Source organism: Kitasatospora sp. NPDC057965 (genome assembly GCF_042887135.1).
GTDB lineage: Bacteria > Actinomycetota > Actinomycetes > Streptomycetales > Streptomycetaceae > Kitasatospora.
In genome coordinates this window covers 120,153-138,967 of sequence record NZ_JBHVPZ010000018.1, presented here as the reverse complement: position 1 = coordinate 138,967, position 18,815 = coordinate 120,153, and the positions used below count along the sequence as shown (strand labels likewise).

19 protein-coding genes are annotated in these 18,815 nt (G+C 74.0%); 14 read left to right on the top strand and 5 right to left on the bottom strand.

The genetic code is table 11. From position 1 onward, the window contains the following. The first annotated feature begins 12 nt into the window (after nt 1-12). Nucleotides 13-564: an O-acetyl-ADP-ribose deacetylase gene (locus ACFVVU_RS23895; RefSeq protein WP_380683009.1), complete on the top strand. Its 552-nt coding sequence runs from the start codon at nt 13-15 to the stop codon at nt 562-564. Nucleotides 565-679: 115 nt separating this feature from the next. On the opposite strand, the gene ACFVVU_RS23890 is transcribed toward ACFVVU_RS23895, so the two are convergent. Then, on the bottom strand, nt 680-1,513 hold the full coding sequence (locus tag ACFVVU_RS23890) for a class I SAM-dependent methyltransferase (RefSeq protein WP_380682996.1): 834 nt from the start codon (nt 1,511-1,513) through the stop codon (nt 680-682). Nucleotides 1,514-1,717: 204 nt separating this feature from the next. Here ACFVVU_RS23890 and mshA point away from each other — a divergent pair, with 204 nt between their 5' ends. Together mshA and ACFVVU_RS23880 are read left to right on the top strand one after the other, a co-directional pair. Then, nucleotides 1,718-3,100 (top strand): D-inositol-3-phosphate glycosyltransferase, encoded by a 1,383-nt coding sequence (gene mshA, locus ACFVVU_RS23885; RefSeq protein WP_380683010.1) that lies wholly within the window; start codon nt 1,718-1,720, stop codon nt 3,098-3,100. 100 nt (nt 3,101-3,200) lie between these two features. After that, nucleotides 3,201-3,788, top strand: coding sequence for a YbjN domain-containing protein (locus ACFVVU_RS23880; RefSeq protein ID WP_387792096.1), 588 nt, complete (start codon nt 3,201-3,203; stop codon nt 3,786-3,788). A 13-nt stretch (nt 3,789-3,801) separates the two neighbouring features. Here ACFVVU_RS23880 and ACFVVU_RS23875 read toward each other — a convergent pair whose 3' ends face one another. Further along, nucleotides 3,802-5,154 carry an MDR family MFS transporter gene (locus ACFVVU_RS23875; RefSeq protein ID WP_387792094.1) on the bottom strand — a complete coding sequence of 451 codons (1,353 nt, stop codon included), beginning with the start codon at nt 5,152-5,154 and terminating at the stop codon, nt 3,802-3,804. A 149-nt stretch (nt 5,155-5,303) separates the two neighbouring features. Between ACFVVU_RS23875 and ACFVVU_RS23870 the strand changes: the two genes are divergently transcribed. Together ACFVVU_RS23870 and ACFVVU_RS23865 are read left to right on the top strand one after the other, a co-directional pair. Further along, on the top strand, nt 5,304-6,062 hold the full coding sequence (locus ACFVVU_RS23870) for a phosphoglyceromutase (RefSeq protein ID WP_380682999.1): 759 nt from the start codon (nt 5,304-5,306) through the stop codon (nt 6,060-6,062). Nucleotides 6,063-6,295: 233 nt separating this feature from the next. After that, nucleotides 6,296-6,883, top strand: coding sequence for a lytic polysaccharide monooxygenase (locus ACFVVU_RS23865; RefSeq protein WP_387792092.1), 588 nt, complete (start codon nt 6,296-6,298; stop codon nt 6,881-6,883). Nucleotides 6,884-7,044: 161 nt separating this feature from the next. On the opposite strand, the gene ACFVVU_RS23860 is transcribed toward ACFVVU_RS23865, so the two are convergent. Continuing rightward, entirely contained in the window at nt 7,045-7,221 is a 177-nt protein-coding gene (locus ACFVVU_RS23860) for a hypothetical protein (RefSeq protein WP_355357745.1), read from the bottom strand. Between the two features lie 189 nt (nt 7,222-7,410). After that, nucleotides 7,411-8,094 (bottom strand): phosphate signaling complex protein PhoU, encoded by a 684-nt coding sequence (phoU, locus tag ACFVVU_RS23855; protein ID WP_380683002.1) that lies wholly within the window; start codon nt 8,092-8,094, stop codon nt 7,411-7,413. A 307-nt stretch (nt 8,095-8,401) separates the two neighbouring features. On the opposite strand from phoU, the gene ACFVVU_RS23850 reads away from it, so the two are divergent. Beyond that, entirely contained in the window at nt 8,402-9,682 is a 1,281-nt protein-coding gene (locus ACFVVU_RS23850) for a sensor histidine kinase (RefSeq protein ID WP_380683003.1), read from the top strand. A 2-nt stretch (nt 9,683-9,684) separates the two neighbouring features. Further along, nucleotides 9,685-10,377 carry a response regulator transcription factor gene (locus ACFVVU_RS23845; RefSeq protein WP_030305055.1) on the top strand — a complete coding sequence of 231 codons (693 nt, stop codon included), beginning with the start codon at nt 9,685-9,687 and terminating at the stop codon, nt 10,375-10,377. 88 nt (nt 10,378-10,465) lie between these two features. Here the strand turns inward: ACFVVU_RS23845 and ACFVVU_RS23840 are convergent, their stop codons facing one another. Further along, on the bottom strand, nt 10,466-11,155 hold the full coding sequence (locus tag ACFVVU_RS23840; protein ID WP_380683004.1) for a DUF461 domain-containing protein: 690 nt from the start codon (nt 11,153-11,155) through the stop codon (nt 10,466-10,468). Between the two features lie 416 nt (nt 11,156-11,571). Between ACFVVU_RS23840 and ACFVVU_RS23835 the strand changes: the two genes are divergently transcribed. The 7 genes from ACFVVU_RS23835 to ACFVVU_RS23805 all read left to right on the top strand — a co-directional run bounded on the left by ACFVVU_RS23835 (nt 11,572) and on the right by ACFVVU_RS23805 (nt 18,801). Beyond that, nucleotides 11,572-12,054: a CarD family transcriptional regulator gene (locus ACFVVU_RS23835; RefSeq protein ID WP_030244332.1), complete on the top strand. Its 483-nt coding sequence runs from the start codon at nt 11,572-11,574 to the stop codon at nt 12,052-12,054. Nucleotides 12,055-12,312: 258 nt separating this feature from the next. After that, nucleotides 12,313-13,080: a 2-C-methyl-D-erythritol 4-phosphate cytidylyltransferase gene (ispD, locus tag ACFVVU_RS23830; protein ID WP_387792155.1), complete on the top strand. Its 768-nt coding sequence runs from the start codon at nt 12,313-12,315 to the stop codon at nt 13,078-13,080. 4 nt (nt 13,081-13,084) lie between these two features. Continuing rightward, nucleotides 13,085-13,627 carry a 2-C-methyl-D-erythritol 2,4-cyclodiphosphate synthase gene (ispF, locus tag ACFVVU_RS23825; RefSeq protein ID WP_380683005.1) on the top strand — a complete coding sequence of 181 codons (543 nt, stop codon included), beginning with the start codon at nt 13,085-13,087 and terminating at the stop codon, nt 13,625-13,627. A gap of 146 nt (nt 13,628-13,773) precedes the next feature. Further along, a complete protein-coding gene (locus tag ACFVVU_RS23820; RefSeq protein ID WP_380683006.1) occupies nt 13,774-14,169 on the top strand; it encodes a PPOX class F420-dependent oxidoreductase in 396 nt (131 codons plus the stop codon). A gap of 116 nt (nt 14,170-14,285) precedes the next feature. Beyond that, nucleotides 14,286-15,680: a cysteine--tRNA ligase gene (cysS, locus tag ACFVVU_RS23815; protein ID WP_380683007.1), complete on the top strand. Its 1,395-nt coding sequence runs from the start codon at nt 14,286-14,288 to the stop codon at nt 15,678-15,680. A 139-nt stretch (nt 15,681-15,819) separates the two neighbouring features. Continuing rightward, nucleotides 15,820-16,815: a 23S rRNA (guanosine(2251)-2'-O)-methyltransferase RlmB gene (rlmB, locus tag ACFVVU_RS23810; RefSeq protein ID WP_380683008.1), complete on the top strand. Its 996-nt coding sequence runs from the start codon at nt 15,820-15,822 to the stop codon at nt 16,813-16,815. 189 nt (nt 16,816-17,004) lie between these two features. Next, nucleotides 17,005-18,801, top strand: coding sequence for a DoxX family membrane protein (locus ACFVVU_RS23805; RefSeq protein WP_380714754.1), 1,797 nt, complete (start codon nt 17,005-17,007; stop codon nt 18,799-18,801). Nucleotides 18,802-18,815 lie beyond the last annotated feature (14 nt).

Here is an 18,815-nt window from a genome sequence, read left to right as displayed (position 1 = left end):
GGTTGCACGATGATGACGCGGATCACCCTGGTCGAGGGTGACATCACGGCTCAGCAGGTGGACGTCGTCGTGAACGCGGCCAATTCCTCCCTGCTGGGCGGCGGTGGTGTGGACGGGGCGATCCACCGCCGGGGCGGGGCGCGGATCCTGGAGGAGTGCCGCGAGCTGCGGGCCTCGCGGTACGGGCGGGGACTGCCCACCGGGCAGGCGGTGGCGACCACGGCCGGCGACCTGCCGGCCCGCTGGGTGGTGCACACCGTGGGGCCGGTCTACCTGGCGGACGAGTACGAGGAGCGGGCGGGGCTGCTGGCCTCCTGCTACCGCGAGTCGCTCCGGGTGGCGGCGGAGCTGGACGCGCGCACGGTGGCCTTCCCGGCCGTGTCGGCCGGGATCTTCGGGTGGCCGCCGGCGGATGCGGCCAGGATCGCGCTCGGCACCGTCGCGGCGGTGACGGCGGAGCCGGGCGGCGGACCCGAGGAGGTGCGGTTCGTGTTGTTCGGATCGGAGATGTACGAGGTGTTCGCGGGCGTGCGGCTGGAGCTGGGGCTGGCGGGACGGGAGTGATCCTTCGGCCGGGTCCCATGGTGGCGCGGCGAGGCGTCAACGCGCCAGAGGTATTCGATAACTCGTTCGAGTGAAACCATGGGCCCGGCCACCGGTACCCGGCGGTCCGTCGTCGTTACGGGGCCAGTGCCGACCAGGGCAGGGTGACCTCGCCCTGCCGCCACCGCCCGCGCGCGTCCACCAGCGGCCACGCCCCGGCCAGCGAGGTGCAGGCCGCCACCCAGCGCTGCCGGGCGCCGAACGCCCCGTACGGCGCCGCCGCCGCCCAGGCGCGGTCGAAGTCGCGCAGGAAGGCGTGCACCGGCCGCCCCGGCACGTTGTGGTGGATCAGCGCCTTCGGCAGCCGTTCGGCCAGGTCGGACGGCTGGCCGAGGCCGCCCAGCCGGGCCGCGAAGGTCACCGTCCGCGGCCCCTCGGGACCGAGCGCCACCCAGACGTGCCGACGGCCGATCTCGTCGCAGGTGCCCTCGACCAGCAGCCCGTCCGGGGCGAGCCGGGCGCGCAGCCGCTCCCAGACCGCGGCCACCGCCGACTCGTCGTACTGCCGCAGCACATTGGCGGCCCGGATCAGCCGGGCGGGCGCCCCGCCGTCCAGCGGCACCTCGAAGCCGCCGCGCCGGAAGGTCAGCAGCGGTGGCACCGCGTACGGCAGCGCGGCGGCGACCCGGGCCGGCTCGATCTCGATCCCGACCACCCGGACGTCCGGCCGCACCGCGCGCAGCCGGCCGGACAGCTCGACGGCCGTCCACGGCGCGGCGCCGTAGCCGAGGTCGACGGCGACCGGCGGCTGCTCGGCGGCGCGCAGCGCGGGCCCCAGCGTATGGGCGATCCAGCGGTCCATCCGGCGCAGCCGGTTGGTGTTGGTGGTGCCGCGGGTGACGGTGCCCACCGGCCGCCCGGCCCGTCCGCGGGCGGGCGCGGTCGTGCTGTCGGGGAAGGAGGCGGCCATGTCCCACAGGGTACGGGGCCCGCGGTGGCGGCCCGCGGCGTGGCCCAACTCATGCGGCGCCCCGGGAATGCCGGTCGGTGATCGCGTGGTTGGCACACTGTTGGTGATGTGTGCCTTGGCGGCAGCGCACGCACACCGGGCAGCAGACGGCAGGCGAGCACGGCTGCCCAGGCGGGCAGTACACGAGGAGGCTTCAGCCAGGTGATCCAGCACCCCGTCCGTTCGGTGCGCCGTGCCCAGCCGGCCACGCCCGCGCGAGGCCGGCTCCAGTCGCTCGTCCAGGGCGGTCGGCGCCGTCCGCGCCGGATAGCGATGCTCAGCGTCCACACCTCCCCGCTGCACCAGCCGGGGACGGGCGACGCGGGCGGCATGAACGTCTACATCGTGGAGCTGGCCAAGCGGCTGGCCGAGCTCAACATCGAGGTCGAGGTGTTCACCCGGGCGATCTGCTCGGACGACGCGCCCACCGTGGAGCTGGCCCCCGGCGTGCTGGTCCGGCACGTCACGGCGGGCCCCTACGAGGGCCTGCTGAAGGAGGACCTGCCCGCCCAGCTGTGCGCCTTCACCCACGGGGTGCTCCGCACCGAGGCCGGCCACCGCCCCGGCCACTACGACCTGGTCCACTCGCACTACTGGCTCTCCGGCCACGTCGGCTGGCTGGCGGCGCAGCGCTGGGGCGTGCCGCTGGTGCACACCATGCACACCATGGCGAAGGTGAAGAACGCGGCGCTGGCCGAGGGCGACACCCCCGAGCCGCCGGCCCGGGTGATCGGCGAGACCCAGGTGGTGGAGGCGGCCGACCGGCTGATCGCCAACACCACCGAGGAGGCCGCCGAGCTGTCCCGGTTCTACGGGGCGCGCCCGGACCAGCTGGCCGTCGTCCACCCGGGGGTCAACCTGGACGTCTTCCGCCCGGCGGCACCGGGCGCCGCGCGGGCCCGCCGGGCCGCCCGGGCCCGGCTCGGGCTGCCCGCCGAGGCCGCGGTGCTGCTCTTCGCCGGCCGCATCCAGCCGCTGAAGGCCCCCGACGTGCTGCTGCGCGCGGTCGCCGTCCTGCTGGAGCGCCGACCGGAGCTGCGCGAGCGGCTGGTGGTGCCGGTGGTCGGCGGTCCGTCCGGCACCGGGCTGGCCAGGCCGGAGAGCCTGCACAAGCTGGCCGCCCAGCTGGGCATCGGCGACGTGGTGCGCTTCCACCCGCCGGTGGGCCAGGCGCTGCTCGCCGAGTGGTACCGGGCCGCGACGGCGCTGGTGATGCCCTCGTACAGCGAGTCGTTCGGGCTGGTCGCGCTGGAGGCGCAGGCCTGCGGCACGCCGGTGGTGGCGGCCTCGGTGGGCGGCCTGCCGGTGGCCGTCCGGGACGGCGAGACCGGCACCCTGGTGGGCGGCCACGACCCGGTGGCCTGGTCGTACGCGCTGGAGCCGTACGTCACCGACCCGGAGCTGGTGGCCCGGCGGGGCGACGCGGCGGCCCGGCACGCGGCCGGGTTCGGCTGGGACACCGCCGCCGCGACCACCGCCGAGGTGTACGCCGGCAGCCTGGTCCGCCCGGTCGGCCGGCTGGCCGGGGCGCGCCAGCGGCGGGCCTGAGCCGCAGGAGGCCGGGCCGGCACCCCGCGGTCGTACTGCTGCGGTGCACTGGCGCGCTGTACTGCTGCGCCCGGGCGTACCGCCGAGTAACGTCACCCCCATGGCAATCCGCACCAAGGACGAGGCCCTGACCCTCCTGCGTTCCGCCCTGGACGAGGCCGGGGTGGCCTGGGAGCAGGCCCCCGCCGACCCGTACACCCTGGTGGCGGCGCTCCCGGGCACCCGGAAGCTGAGCACCACCTGCGCGCTGCGGGTCGGCGACCACACCCTCTCGGTGAACGCCTTCGTGGTCCGCCGCCCGGACGAGAACCACGAGGCGGTCTATCGCTGGCTGCTGGAGCGCAACACCCGGCTCCACGGTGTGGCGTACGCGATCGACCGGCTCGGGGACGTCTACCTGGCGGGCCGGCTGCCGCTGGAGGCGCTGACCCCGGACACCGTGGACCGGCTGCTGGGCACGGTGCTGGAGAACGCCGACGAGCCGTTCAACACCCTGCTGGAGCTGGGCTTCGCCACCGCGATCCGGCGGGAGTGGGAGTGGCGGACCAAGCGCGGGGAGTCCACTCGCAACCTGGCGGCCTTCGCCCACCTCGCCACCCCGGTCGCCGGGCAGCCCGCCGCCGAGCCGTCGGCCGCCGGGCAGCCGACGGCCGAGCAGCCGACGGCCGGGCGGCCCGCCGCGGAGTAGCCGGCCGGGAGGCTCAGCCCGCCGCGGTCCGCTCCGGCTCGACGGCCCGCTCCGTGCCCGCCACCGCGGCCCGCTCCGCGCGCGGGGCCGGAACCGCCGCCGGGTCCGCGGGCTTCGTCAGGTCCACGGACTTCGCCAGCGCCGCCCCCGGCCGCCGGCCGAGCAGCACGTACCCGCCGGCGGCGGCCATGCCGAGCACCGCGCACGCCCCCCACATCACCCCGCTGCCGGCCCGCTCCAGCAGCACCCCGCCCGCCGCCGGGCCGAGGAACGAGGCGAGCGACCAGGAGAGCGAGTAGACGCCCTGGTAGCGGCCGCGCGCCTCGGCCGGCGACAGCTCGGCGACCAGGCCCATCATGGTCGGCGCGTTCAGGATCTCGCCGAGCGTCCAGACCGCCACGGTGAAGGCGTAGAACCAGGCCGAGGAGCCGGCCAGCGCGGTCAGCCCGAAGCCCCAGCCGATCAGCAGCGCGCTGGCGACCAGCAGCGCCGTCCGGTCCCGCCCCGCCATCCACCGGGTGAGCGGGATCTGCAGCACCACGATGAGCAGACCGTTGAGCCCGATCACCAGGCCGTACTGGGTGGAGGTGATGCCGGCCCGGCCCATGTCCACGGCCAGCGTGGTGGAGCCCTGCTGGGCGACCAGGGCGAGCAGCAGGTTGAGCACCACCACCGCCATGAAGCGGCCGTCCTGGAACACCGCGCCGAGGCCGATCGCCGGCGGGGCCCCCGCGCCGCCCGGGGCCGCGGCGGGCGCCTCGGGCCTGGTCTCGGGGATGCGCACGAAGATGACGACCGCGCAGACCACCGTGGAGAGCGCGTCCAGCAGGAAGAGCGTGAGGTAGCCGTGGGTGGCGATCAGACCGGCCACCGCCGCGGAGAGGCCGAAGCCGATGTTGATCGCCCAGTAGTTCAGCGCGAAGGCACGGACCCGGTCCTCGGCGGGCACGATGTCCGCGATGATGGCCGAGGTCGCCGGCCGGGTCGCGTTGTTGCAGAAGCCGACCAGGAAGGCGACCACCGCGATGGTCACCTGTCCGTCGCTGAAGCCGAGCAGCGCGGTGAACAGGGCGGTGCCGAGCTGGGCGGCGACCAGCGTCGGCCGCCGCCCGATCCGGTCGGCCAGCACCCCGGCGACGACGGAGGCGATCGCCGAGCCCAGGCCGAACAGCGAGGCGACCAGCCCCGCGTACGAGGCCGAGTAGCCCCGGTCGGTCGTGAGGTAGAGCGCCAGGAAGGTGACCACGAACGCGCCGAGCTTGTTGATCAGCGTGCTGGTCCAGAGCCACCAGAACTGGCGCGGGAGCCCGCTCACCGCCTCGGCGACGGCTCTGGAGGTGCGAGCGGACAGGGAGGAATCGGGCATGTGGGGGCTCCCGGGCAGGCGGACGTCCGCTGAGCCGTACGGGCAGGACCGCTCAGCAGGAGAGTAAGAGTCTCTGAAGCGGGTCACACCTTACCTGTCGAGCATGGGTCCCGACCAGCGGTTTTCCGGGCTCCACTAAGCTGGGGGCCATGGCTGACACGACGTACCGACTCATCCTGCTCCGCCACGGCGAGAGCGAGTGGAACCAGAAGAACCTGTTCACCGGTTGGGTCGACGTCGACCTCAACGAGAAGGGCGAGAAGGAGGCCGCGCGCGGTGGCGAGCTGCTCGCCGCCGAGGGCTTCCTCCCGGACGTGCTGCACACCTCGCTGCTGCGCCGTGCCATCCGCACCTCGCAGATCGCCCTGGACAAGGCCGACCGCCACTGGATCCCGGTCAGCCGCAGCTGGCGTCTGAACGAGCGGCACTACGGCGCGCTCCAGGGCAAGGACAAGGCCCAGACCCTGGCCGAGTTCGGCGAGGAGCAGTTCCAGCTGTGGCGCCGCTCATACGACACCCCGCCGCCGGTGCTGGCCGACGACGCCGAGTACTCGCAGGCCGGTGACGCCCGCTACGCCGAGATCCCGAGCGAGCTGCGTCCGCGCACCGAGTGCCTGAAGGACGTCGTCGAGCGGATGCTCCCGTACTGGTACGACGCCATCGTCCCGGACCTCGCCGCCGGCCGAACCGTCCTGGTGACCGCCCACGGCAACAGCCTGCGGGCGCTGGTCAAGCACCTCGACGGCATCTCCGACGCCGACATCGCCGGCCTCAACATCCCGACCGGCATCCCGCTGGTCTACGAGCTGGACGCCGACTTCAAGCCGATCACCAAGGGTGGCCGCTACCTCGACGCCGAGGCCGCCGCCGCCGCGATCGAGGCCGTCAAGAACCAGGGCAAGAAGTAACCCGGACCGGCCGTCGAGGGCCCCGTTCCCCGCACTGGGGGAGCGGGGCCCTTCGCTTTCAACTGGCCTGTGGCTGCGGCGAGTTCGGTGTGTCGCAGAAGTGGTTCAGACCATTGACGGCCCCGGTGGCGGCTCCTACGGTGTGAGCGCCGACCCGGCGCAGGCATGCCAGCCCCCCACGCGCGCGTGTCCGCGCCCGGCGCACTCTCCATCCACCCCCACGGAGGAGCACCATGCGCACACGTCATGTCGTCGGAGCCGTGATCGCCGCCCTCGCGGTGCCGGTCGCGGTCGCCCTTCCGGCGCAGTCGCACGGCTACATCACCACCCCGCCCAGCCGGGCCGCGCTCTGCGGCGCGGGCACGGTGACCGACTGCGGAGACATCCGCTGGGAGCCGCAGAGCGTCGAGGGACCGAAGGGCTTCCCGGCGGCGGGGCCGGCCGACGGCACCATCTGCGCCGGCGGCAACGACCGGTTCGCCGAGCTGGACGACCCGCGCGGCGGGGCCTGGCCGACCACCGCCGTCTCGGCGGGCCAGCGGCTCACCTTCACCTGGCGGTTCACCGCCCGGCACGCCACCTCGGGCTTCCGGTACTACCTGACCAAGCCCGGGTACAACGCGACCCAGCCGGTCACCCGGGCCAACCTGGAGCTGACCCCGTTCCTGAACGTGCCCTACAACGGCACCCAGGTGCCCAGCACGCTCAGCCACACCGCGACCCTGCCGTCCGGTCGGACCGGCCACCAGGTGGTCGTCGCGGTCTGGGACGTCGCCGACACCGGCAACGCCTTCTACTCCTGCGCGGACGTCAGCTTCTGACGCCCGGCCCGGCCGGCGCGGTCACCGCGCGGCGGGCGCCCACCCGGTGGACCCCGTCGGCGCTCCGGCGGTGAGGAGGCCGGGGTGCACGGCCGTCTCCCACGGCAGCCGTGCACCCCGGAGCTCCGCGACAGCACCGGGGGAGGGTCGGACGGGCGGCCTCAGTGGCCGCAGCAGCCGCCGTCGGCACCGCCGCACTGGCAGGGCGCGCCGGACTGGCAGCCGCAGCCGCAGCCCGGTCCACAGCCGCAGCCGGCCGCGAGGACGGGCAGCAGCTTCGGGGCGACGGGTTCGATGGTGTCGGGAGCCGATGCCGGGCCGGTCGGGTTTGCCTTCATCGCGCTGACCCCTCCTTCTGACGGGCACACCTCGGTGCCCACGGCATCGAGTGAAGCCGCCGACCGGAGGGAGCGTCAACGGGCGCGCAGTGGTGGGGAGCCCGGCTGCCCGTGCTTCCCCACCACCCCCGCCCCGGGTTTACTCACCCCCAGGGATGAAGCCACCCGAGGGGGAGGAGCCGCCCGGGGTCACTCCACCTCGGCGGCGGCCTCGGTCGCCGCGACGAACTCGTCCACGTGCTCGCCGGTCACCAGGTACACCACGCGCTTGGCCACCGAGACCGCGTGGTCGGCGAACCGCTCGTAGTAGCGGCCGACCAGGGTGACGTCCACCGCGGTCTCGATGCCGTGGTGCCAGCGCTCGTCGATGAGGTGCGCGAACAGCTCGCGGTGCAGCGCGTCGATCGCGTCGTCGTCCTGCTCCAGCTCCAGCGCCTTGTCGACGTCCTTGGTGGCGATCACCAGGCCGGCCTTGGCGACCAGCCGCTGGGCGAGCTGCCCGAGCTCCAGGACCGTCGCGTGCAGGTCGCCGGGGACGGCCGACTCGGGGTAGCGCAGCCGCGCGACCTTGGCGACGTGCTGGGCGAGGTCGCCGCAGCGCTCCAGGTCGGAGCTCATCCGCAGCGAGGTGACCACGATGCGCAGGTCGGTGGCGACCGGCTGCTGACGGGCCAGCAGGTCGATCGCCCGGTTCTCCAGGTCGTGGTGCAGCTCGTTGATCTTCTGGTCGGCGGCGATCACGCTCTCCGCCAGCGCCAGGTCCGCGTCGAGGAGCGCCGTGGTCGCCCGCCCGAGGGCCGAACCGACCAGCCGGGCCATCTCGACCAGGCTGTCGCCGATCGAGTCGAGTTCCTCGTGGTACGCGTCGCGCATGCTCTCTCCTCAGTAGCTGTGTCGGTGGCGGTGCCGACCGGCCATCCGGTACGACGATCTGAACGACGAATGGATGACCGCTGCTGGTGGCGCGCATCGTACGCGCACACCCGGGGCGGCGGGCGGCCGTCCGGCCGGGCCACCCCTCCCACACGGGCTCCGGCGCCCACTGTGAGCCGTCCGGGCGACCACGCACGACCCGTTCGGTGAATCAGTGGCTACTTGAAGGTGAATTCTCGGCAACGCGTGGCCGATCCCTTGATCGGGGCCTTGGGGAGCGCCCGCACCGTGCGCTTAGGCTGGCGTTATGGACGTGAACGTGGCCGCCGCCGCTGCCTGCGCCATAGCCGGGCTCGGCGTCGGCCTCACGGCCTCGATCGCCTTCCGTTGGAGCGAGCGCGAGCAGGCGAGGGGCAGGTACGGCGGAACCAACCGCAATCAGGGCCGGCACCAGAGCCTGGCCGCCCAGGAACCCCCGCTGCCCCCGGGGGTCGACACCGTGCTCTCCGTGCTGCGCTCCTGCGCGATCGTGCTCGGCGAGAGCGACGACGTGGTCAAGGCCAGCTCGGCGGCGTACGCGATGGGCCTGGTGCGCGGCGGCGCCGTCGCCGTCGACCAGCTGCTCTCGCTGGCCCGCTCCACCCGCCGGGACGGCGAGATCCGCCAGCTCGACCTGGAGCTGCCCCGCCCGGGCGCGGCGCGCGCCGCCGAGCCGCTCGCGGTCTCGGCCCGGGTCGCCCCGCTGGGCTCCCGGCTGGTCCTGGTGCTGGTCGAGGACCAGACCGAGCGCCGCCGGGTGGAGGCCGTCCGCCGCGACTTCGTCGCCAACGTCAGCCACGAGCTCAAGACCCCGGTCGGCGCGCTCTCACTGCTCTCCGAGGCGGTCGCGGACGCGGCCGACGACCCGGAGGCGGTGCAGCGCTTCGCCGGCCGGATGCAGATCGAGGCGACCAGGCTGGCCAGCCTGGTCCAGGAGATCATCGACCTCTCCCGGGTCCAGGACGACCGGCTGATGGTCGACCCGGAGCCGGTCGCGGTGGACGAGCTGATCGCCGAGGCGATCGACCGCTGCCGCCAGCAGGCCGCCGCCAAGCAGATCCTCATCGCGGCCGGCGGCATCGCCGGCCTCTACCTGCACGGCAACCGCGGCCAGCTCGCCGCCGCGCTCGGCAACCTCGTCGAGAACGCCGTCAACTACAGCCCGCCGCGGACCAGGGTCGCCATCGCCACCCGCCGGATATCCAGCGCCGCCGCGCTGGGCGAGGCCGACGGCGAGCTGATCGAGATCTCGGTGACCGACCAGGGCATCGGCATCTCCGAGAAGGACCGCGAGCGGGTCTTCGAACGCTTCTACCGGGTCGACCCCGCACGCTCCCGGCAGACCGGCGGCACCGGCCTCGGACTCTCCATCGTCAAGCACGTGGCCGCCTCGCACGGCGGCACCGTGTCGGTGTGGAGCGTCGAGGGCCAGGGCTCCACCTTCACCCTCCGCCTGCCCGCCGGGCAGGCTCCCGTGGACCGGCCCCGTGCGGGGGACTCCGCGGAACCCCTGTCAGAAACAACCCCCCAGCTTGCCCCGGAGGCCTGATCGTGACCCGAGTACTGGTGGTCGAGGACGAGGAGTCGTTCAGCGACGCCCTCTCGTACATGCTCCGCAAGGAGGGCTTCGAGGTGGCCATCGCCGCCACCGGCCCCGACGCGCTGGAGCAGTTCGAACGCAACGGCGCCGACCTCGTCCTGCTCGACCTGATGCTGCCGGGGCTGCCCGGTACCGAGGTCTGCCGCCAGCTGCGGGTCCGCTCCAACGTGCCGGTGATCATGGTCACCGCGAAGGACAGCGAGATCGACAAGGTGGTCGGTCTGGAGATAGGCGCGGACGACTACGTCACCAAGCCGTACTCCACCCGTGAGCTGGTCGCCCGGATCCGCGCGGTGCTGCGCCGCCGTGGCGAGAACGAGGGCCCCGGCGACGGCGGCGGCCCCGGCGCGCTGGAGGCCGGCCCGGTCCGGATGGACGTCGACCGGCACGTGGTGACCGTGGACGGCGCCAAGGTCGACCTGCCGCTCAAGGAGTTCGACCTGCTGGAGATGCTGCTGCGCAACGCCGGCCGGGTGCTCACCCGGATGCAGCTGATCGACCGGGTCTGGGGCGCGGACTACGTCGGCGACACCAAGACGCTGGACGTCCACGTCAAGCGGCTGCGGGCGAAGATCGAGCCGGACCCGGGCGCCCCGCGCTACCTGGTCACGGTGCGCGGCCTCGGCTACAAGTTCGAGCCGTAGACCCGGCCCCGGCCGCCCGAACGCGGAACGCCCCTCCGGCACCGGCCGGAGGGGCGTTCGCGTGTCCGCGGCGGGGCGGTACCCGGCCTCAGTGGGCGGGCGGGACCGCCGGGATCGAAGCGGAGCCGACCGGGGTGGGAGCGGCCGGGGTGGTCGCACCGGTGGCGGGGGCGGCCGGGGTGGTGGCGCCGACGGCCGGCGTGGTGGCACCGGCGGCTGGGGTGGCCGCCGGGGTGGCCGCCTTGCTCGGCGCGGCGGCCGGGGCGGTCGGACCGAAGCCCTTGTACAGGCCGCTGTTCGAGTTGACCTGGGCCTGGGTCTCCAGCTTGTCGTGGTTCTTGAACGTGAAGGAGGTCGCCACGTAGCCGCCCACGGTCACGGTGGTGGAGGCGACCTTGGCGGACGGGTTGCCGGGGCCGCCGAGCAGCACGGCGCCGCGGGGCGGGACCGAGATGCTGGTCAGCGGGGCGCCCTTGTCGTCGGCGAAGGTGGCGGCGGTGCCGCCGTCGACGGTGATGGACTGCAGCTCGAGCACCTCGGTCCCGGTGTTGCTGATGTTCACCGTCAGGTTGGCGGGGCCGGTGTGCTCACCGGCGGTCTCGCTCCCGGTGACCACGACGATGTTGTTCAGTCGGACGTCGGTGCCCAGGGTGGCCGACGCGGTGTCCGGCTGGATCTGCAGCGTGGCCGGGGTGTTCCCGGCGGCGCAGGAGGACAGCGAGGCGATGGCCAGGGCGGCGATGGCGGCGATGCTGCCGCGTCGAAGGCTGCGGCTCACGGCGGCGGCTTCTCCTAAGTCACGTGTCGGAAGGTCAGGTCTCAGATTATCGACCTCGCTTATGCCGTCCTCACGGGGTGGTCCCTTCGTGTCGCGCCACGGGAGTGGACGGGCGTCCGGACGGCGGCACGTCCGCGTGTTCAGGTCAAGCGCCGACCAAGATCGGATCACGATCCGGAAACGGCCCGATAAACGGTGAAAGCTCAAGATCAAATCACGGTTTCGGGAGTGTTGCCAGAGGTTTCAGCGGGCGGCGGAACCGCCTCCGACCTGCGGGAAGCCCTCCTCGAACACCGGTCGCAGCACGTCATGGGGGTCCTTGTCAAGCCCCGAGACCCGCCCTGACCTGCGAAAACGCCCTTCGGGTGCGCCGAAAAGCGTGTTATTCTGGAAAGCCACGGAAGGGGTCCTGTCACATGACGTTCAAGGTTGGCGACACGGTGGTCTACCCCCATCACGGGGCCGCGCTGATCGAGGCCATCGAAATTCGCCAGATCAAAGGTGTGGACAAGACCTACCTGGTGCTCAAGGTGCAGCAGGGAGACCTGACGCTCCGCGTGCCCGCCGAGAACGCGGAGTTCGTCGGCGTGCGCGATGTGGTCGGCCAGGAGGGTCTGGACCGGGTCTTCGAGGTGCTCCGCGCGCCGTACACCGAAGAGCCGACCAACTGGTCCCGTCGCTACAAGGCGAACCTGGAGAAGCTCGCCTCGGGTGACGTTATCAAGGTTGCCGAGGTCGTGCGCGACCTCTGGCGTCGCGAGCGCGAGCGCGGCCTCTCCGCCGGGGAGAAGCGCATGCTCGCCAAGGCGCGCCAGATCCTCGTCAGCGAGCTCGCGCTGGCGGAGAACACCAACGAGGACAAGGCGGAGACGCTGCTCGACGAGGTGCTCGCCTCGTAGCGGCCGTCCGCTCCACAACGCTCACAGCGCCCGATGCCGGCGCGCCGCCCACCGGACCGAAGGTCCGTGGGTGGTGCAGTGGCACTTCGGGCGCTGAGGCGTGTCCGGACGACGCCCCCGCACCCGAGCGGCCTGGCCGGTCTCGGGTCCGCATGACCGTTTCTGCTGCTGTGCGGGCGGAAGACGGTGGTGCTTCGGAAGGGGTCCGCGCCCGTCGTGCACGCCATGGCCATACCCACTTCGCCGAAGGAGTGAAACCTGAACGCCACAGCAGCAGTCGCAGCAGCAGTCGTGCCCGCCGCCGGCCGGGGCGAGCGCCTGGGTCCGGGCGCCCCCAAGGCCCTGCGTGAACTGGGCGGCGTGCCGCTCCTGGTGCACGCCGTCCGGGCGCTGACCCGCAGCCGTGCGGTCGGCCTGGTCGTGGTCGCCGCCCCCGCCGACGGGGTGGCCGAGGTGGTCGCCCTGCTCGACAGCCACGGACTCGAGGACAAGGACATCCGGGTGGTGGCCGGCGGGTCGACCCGCCAGGAGTCCGTCCGGCTGGGCCTGGCCGCCATCCCGGCCGAGGTCGGCATCGTGCTGGTGCACGACGCGGCCCGTCCGCTGGTACCGGTCGAGGTGGTGGACGCGGTGGCGTCCGCCGTCCGGGCCGGGGCGGAGGCGGTGGTGCCGGCGGTGCCGCTGGCCGACACCGTCAAGCGGGTCGAGCCGGTGCCGGGCGGGCCCGAGCCGGTGCTCGACACGCCGGACCGCGCCACCCTGCGCGCCGTCCAGACCCCGCAGGGCTTCCGCCGGGAGACGCTGGCCGAGGTGCACGCCAGGGCGTTGGCCGAGGAGACCGCGGCGGAGGGGGCGGCCGGGACCGCCCTGCCGCCGGTCACCGACGACGCCGGCCTGGTCGAGCGGTTCGGTGGGCGGGTGGTCGTGGTGCCCGGCCACGAGGAGGCGTTCAAGGTGACCCGTCCGCTGGACCTCGTCCTCGCCGAGGCCGTACTCGCCCGCCGGAGGGCCGCCGATGCCTACTGAGCCGATGCCTGAGCCGAGGCCCACCGAGCCGCCGTCCACCGAGCCGCCGGCCGCCGAACCGCCGACCCCGGTGCTCCCCCGGATCGGCGTCGGCACCGATGTGCACGCCTTCGAGCCCGGCCGCCCGCTCTGGGTGGCCGGGCTGGAGTGGCCGGGCGCCGAGGCCGGCCTGGCCGGGCACTCGGACGCCGACGTGGCCGCGCACGCCGCCTGCGACGCGCTGTTCTCGGCCGCCGGCATCGGCGACCTGGGCGCGCACTTCGGCACCGACCGGCCGGAGTGGGCCGGCGCGTCCGGGGTGCGGCTGCTCGGCGAGGCGGCCCGGCTGGTGCGCGCGGCGGGCTTCGAGATCGGCAACGTCGCGATCCAGGTGATCGGGGTCCGGCCGAAGATCGGCAAGCGCCGGGCCGAGGCCCAGGCCGCGCTCGGCGCGGCGGTCGGCGCCCCCGTCTCGGTCTCCGGCACCACCACCGACGGGCTCGGCCTCACCGGGCGCGCCGAGGGGCTCGCGGCGATCGCCACCGCGCTGGTGTACGAGCGGCGTTGACGTCCGCGGCGGCGCCCGGGGAACAATCCGTGACTGACGGGTGTTCACCGGGCATTGCGGGGGCCCGAGTCGATAGTGTTCGGCTCCGGGCCCGCGCGGGCTTCCCCCCTCGGGCCGTACCCGCCGCCGACGAGATGAGGTTTCCGATGAGCGCCCAACTCTCCGACCAGGCCAAAGCCCTGCTCGACACCAAGAGCTTCGCCGTGGTCTCCACGATCCAGCCCGACGGCAGCCCCCAGTCCTCCGTGGTCTGGGTGAAGCGCGACGGCGAGGACATCCTGTTCTCCACCGTGGAGGGGCGCCGCAAGCACCTCAACCTGGTGAAGGACCCGCGGGTCTCGCTGCTCGTCAACCCGCCGGAGAACCCGTACACCTACCTGGAGGTGCGCGGCGAGGTCACGCTGACCCGGGAGGGCGGCCGGGAGCTGATCGACGAGCTGGCGAAGAAGTACCAGGGCCTGGACACCTACGGCTACGACGGCCCGGACGACGTGCGCGTGGTCGTCCGGATCAGCCCGCGGAAGGTGGTCGGCTCGATCTGAGCCACGGCGCGGCGGGGGGCGACCCCGGACGACACCCGGCGGAAAAGGCTCCGCCGGGGGCCTTGACATTCCGGAATGTCGCAGGGCACCCCCTGCCGCCCACTACGCTTGACGCTGTGAGCATTCGACTGTACGACACCAGCACCCGACAGGTACGCGACTTCGTCCCGCTTGTACCGGGTTGTGTCTCGATCTACCTGTGCGGCGCTACCGTCCAGTCGGCGCCACACATCGGGCACATCCGGTCCTACCTCAACTTCGACGTCATGCAGCGGTGGTTCGCGTACCGCGGCTACCAGGTGACCTTCGCCCGCAACGTCACCGACATCGACGACAAGATCATCGCCAAGGAGCGCGAGCTCGGCACCCCGTGGTGGCAGATCGCCTACGAGAACGAGCGCGCCTTCAACGACGGCTACAACGCCCTCGGCTGCCTCCCGCCGACCGTCGAGCCGCGCGCGACCGGGCACATCCCCGAGATGGTCGAGATGATGCGCGGGCTCATCGAGCGGGGCCACGCCTACGAGGCCGACGGCAACGTCTACTTCGACGTGAAGTCCTACCCGGACTACCTCGCGCTCTCCAACCAGAAGCTGGAGAACCTGCTGCAGCCCTCCGGCGAGGGCGAGACCGGCAAGCGCGACCCGCGCGACTTCGCGATGTGGAAGTCCGCCAAGCCGGGCGAGCCGAGCTGGGACACCCCGTGGGGCCGCGGCCGTCCGGGCTGGCACCTGGAGTGCTCGGCGATGGCCCACAAGTACCTGGGCCCGGCCTTCGACATCCACGGCGGCGGGCTCGACCTGATCTTCCCGCACCACGAGAACGAGATCGCCCAGTCCAAGGCCTACGGCGACGACTTCGCCAACTTCTGGGTGCACAACGCCTGGGTCACCATGGCCGGCGAGAAGATGAGCAAGTCGCTCGGCAACTCGGTGCTGGTCTCCGAGATGGTCCGCAACTGGCGGCCGATCGTGCTCCGCTACTACCTGGCGGGCCCGCACTACCGCTCGATGATCGAGTACAGCGAGGAGTCGCTGCGCGAGGCCGAGGCCGGATTCGGCCGGATCGAGGGCTTCGTCCAGCGTGCCGTCGAGCGCTGCGGCGCCGTGGACGCGGCGCCCGAGGTGCCGCCGGCCTTCGCCGAGGCGATGGACGACGACCTGGGCGTGCCGCAGGCGCTCGCCATCGTGCACACCGCCGTCCGCCAGGGCAACAGCGCCCTCACCGCGGACGACAAGGAGAGCGCGGTGGCGCGCTTGGCCGAGGTCCGTGCGATGCTCGGAGTACTGGGTCTGGACCCGCTCGACCCGCAGTGGGCCGGGGCGGAGCGTGGCGAGGACCTGCACGGCGTGGTCGACTCGCTGGTGCGCCTCGTCCTGGACCAGCGCCAGGCGGCGCGGGCCCGCAAGGACTTCGCGACCGCGGACGCCATCCGCGACCAGCTCGGCCTGGCCGGGCTGGCGATCGAGGACACCCCGTCCGGCCCGCGCTGGACGATCAACAGCCAGTAACCCCCCGGCGACCGAGGGGTGAGGTGGGCCGTACCGGACCGGTGCGGCCCTCCCGCATGACGGAGCGCATGCCGTCGGGCGCCACCGGCACGGGCCGGGGCGGCCGGCCATGCCGGACAGACAGACAGGAAGTACAGCCATGGCCGGCAACAGCCAGCGCAGGAACCGCCGCAACCCCGGGTCGAAGAAGGGCGCGAGTGTCGGTACCGGCGGCCACAGCCGGAAGGCGCTCCAGGGCAAGGGCCCGACCCCGCCCGGGGAGGAGCGCAAGGGCCACCCGAAGCAGCGGGCCGCCAACGCCGCGCTCAAGCGCGAGCGGGACGCCAAGGCCCGGGCCGGCATGCGCCGGGCCGGTGGCGGCGGCCGGGGCGGCCGCGGCGGCGCCGGCTCCGCGGAGCTGGTGTTCGGCCGCAACTCGGTGGTCGAGGCCCTGCAGGGCGACGTGCCGGCCAACGCGCTGTACGTCCAGCAGTTCATCGACACCGACGACCGGGTCCGTGACGCCTTCCAGGCCGCCAACGACCGCGGAATCCCGCTGATGGAGGCCCCGCGGCCGCAGCTGGACCAGATGACCGGCGGGATGAACCACCAGGGCCTGGTGCTGCAGGTCCCGCCGTACGAGTACGCGCACCCCGAGGACCTGCTGGAGGAGGCCGCCGACTCCGGCCGGGACGCGCTGATCGTGGCCCTGGACGGCGTCACCGACTCCCGCAACCTGGGCGCCGTGGTCCGTTCCGCCGCCGCCTTCGGCGCGCACGGCGTGGTCATCCCGGAGCGCCGGGCGGCCGGTATGACCGCCGGTGCCTGGAAGACCTCCTCGGGCGCGGCGGCCCGGCTGCCCGTCGCCCGGGCCACCAACCTGACCCGGGCCCTGGAGGCGTACCAGAAGGCCGGTCTGATGGTGGTCGGCCTGGCGGCCGACGGCGAGGCCGAGATCGGCGACCTGGAGGCGCTGACCGGGCCGGTGGTGATCGTCGCGGGCAGCGAGGGCAAGGGCCTGTCCCGGCTGGTCTCGGAGACCTGCGACCTGCGCGTGCGGATCCCGATGTCCGGGCTCACCGAGTCGCTGAACGCGGGCGTCGCGGCCGGTGTCGTGCTGTACGAGGCGGCCCGCCTGCGCGCCAAGGTCGGCTGACGCCCGGCGGAGCACGACGGGGGCGCCCACCGCAGGCGTTCTCCGCAACCGCCCGCCGTTCGCCCGCAAGTCAGGGGAAAGCGATCGGATCCGCCCGGGTCCGATCGCTTTTCTCATGGTCACTTCAAGAGGCCTCCCGATGTCCACCCGGGGGAGTGTCCTAACCGGGCGTCACCCGGTTAGACGGGCGTGGACACCAGAACACCTCGGCGCCCGCTCCTGGGCGGTGGCAGCACCGGGATAGACGCGGGCCCCGGCCTCAACACGGTCAAGGTGCCGTCCGACCCGGCGCGCCTCAGCAGCACCCAGGCGAGCTTCCGGCTCAACCTCGCCACCCCGGTGGCGCCGCTGATCGACGCCCCGGCCGGACTGCTGTCCACCGGTGCGGCGTTCGGCGACCCGTACGGTCCCCAGGGGCTGATCCGCCGCCCGATGGTCACCCCGCAGGTGGTCGTCCCCGCCGGCGCCGTGCCCCTGCTCGCCGGCGGCCCGGCCGGCGCACCGCCGCGCCGCAAGGGCCGGGTCACCCCGGTCACCTGGACCGGCGAGGCGCGCCCGGACGACCTCGCGGCCACCCGGCTGCTGGAGGCCGTCCGGCTCGGCGCCGTCCCGGCCGGGGTCGGCGGGCGCGGCGGACTCTCCGGGGGCTCCCTGGCGGACGCCGACACCCAGCTGCTCCCGCCGTACGGCGGCGCCCGGGCGGTGCCGCGCCAGCCGCGCGAGGGCGACGGCACCGCCACCGAGGCCGGCGTCGGCCCGATCGGCGCGCCGCAGGGCTGGACGCCCAGCGGCGAGCTGCCCGAGGTCTCGGCCGCCGGCGCCGAGGGCAGGCAGCCCTGGTACCCCGGCCGCCGGGTCGACCTCGGCCTGGTGCTGCTGCCGCTGCGCGCCGTGCTCGGCTCGCTCTCCGTCTACGCCGGGTTCAGCAAGCTCTGCGACCCGGTGTACTTCGACGGCGGCGAGCGCGGCTCGATGATGCGCTGGCTCTCCTCGCTGCACCCCTGGAAGGTCGCCGAGCCGCTGCTGGCGTTCGCGATGGCGCACCCGGTCGGCTCCGGCCTGGTGGTGTCGTTCATCGAGATCGTGGTCGGCGTGCTGACCGTGCTCGGGCTCTGGCAGCGCATCGCGGCCGGCGCGGCGATGACGCTCTCCGCCGTGCTGCTGTTCACGGTGAGCTGGCGGGCCGTCCCGGTGTACGACACGCCCGACCTGATCTTCCTGGCGGCGTGGAGCCCGCTGCTGATCGCCGGGGCACCGTTCGCCTCGCTGGACGGGCGGCTCGGCCTGGAGGCCTGGCGGCGGTACGGCGCGGAAGCCCCGGCGGCGCTGCGCCGGCGGGTGCTGCGGCGGGGCGCGGTGGTCACCTCGGTGGTCGTCGGCCTGACCCTGCTGCTCGGCTCGATGCTGGGCGCGGCGGTCCGTACCGGCGCCCGGCCGCAGCACCCGGCGCCGTCCCGGCCGGCCACCGACTACGGCACACCGGTCTGGCCGAGCGGCGGACCGTCCGCCAACCCCGGTGGCAGGGCTCCGACCGCTTCGGCGACCTCGCCGGCCCCGGCCCGGCCGGCCGCGCCGAGCGCCACGGCGACCACCGCCCCACCGTCCGGCACCCCGACCCCGTCGAAGGCGAGCCCGAGCGGCACGGCCACGCCGAGCGGCAAGGCGAAGCCCTCGTCGGCCAGGCCGGAGACCGGTGCGGCCTCCTCCGGGGCCTCGGCGCCGCCGGCCGCGTCGACGCCGGCCGGGTCGTCGCCCGCGCAGCGCGGCACCCCGGCTCCGGCCTCCGGCACCGGGGCGGCGCCGAAGCCCGCGCCGAGCGCCGGGGCCGGCACCCAGGGCGGTGCCCCGAGCGGCTCCGGCAACGGCGCGGGCGGCTCCGGCTCGGGGCTGCTGGGCGGGGTGCTGGGCAGCGCGCCGCTGGCCGAGCTGTCCGGCGGCGGCGCCCGCACGCCGGCCGCCCGTCCGGTGACGGCGACGGCCACCTGACGGGCCGGGCGAAC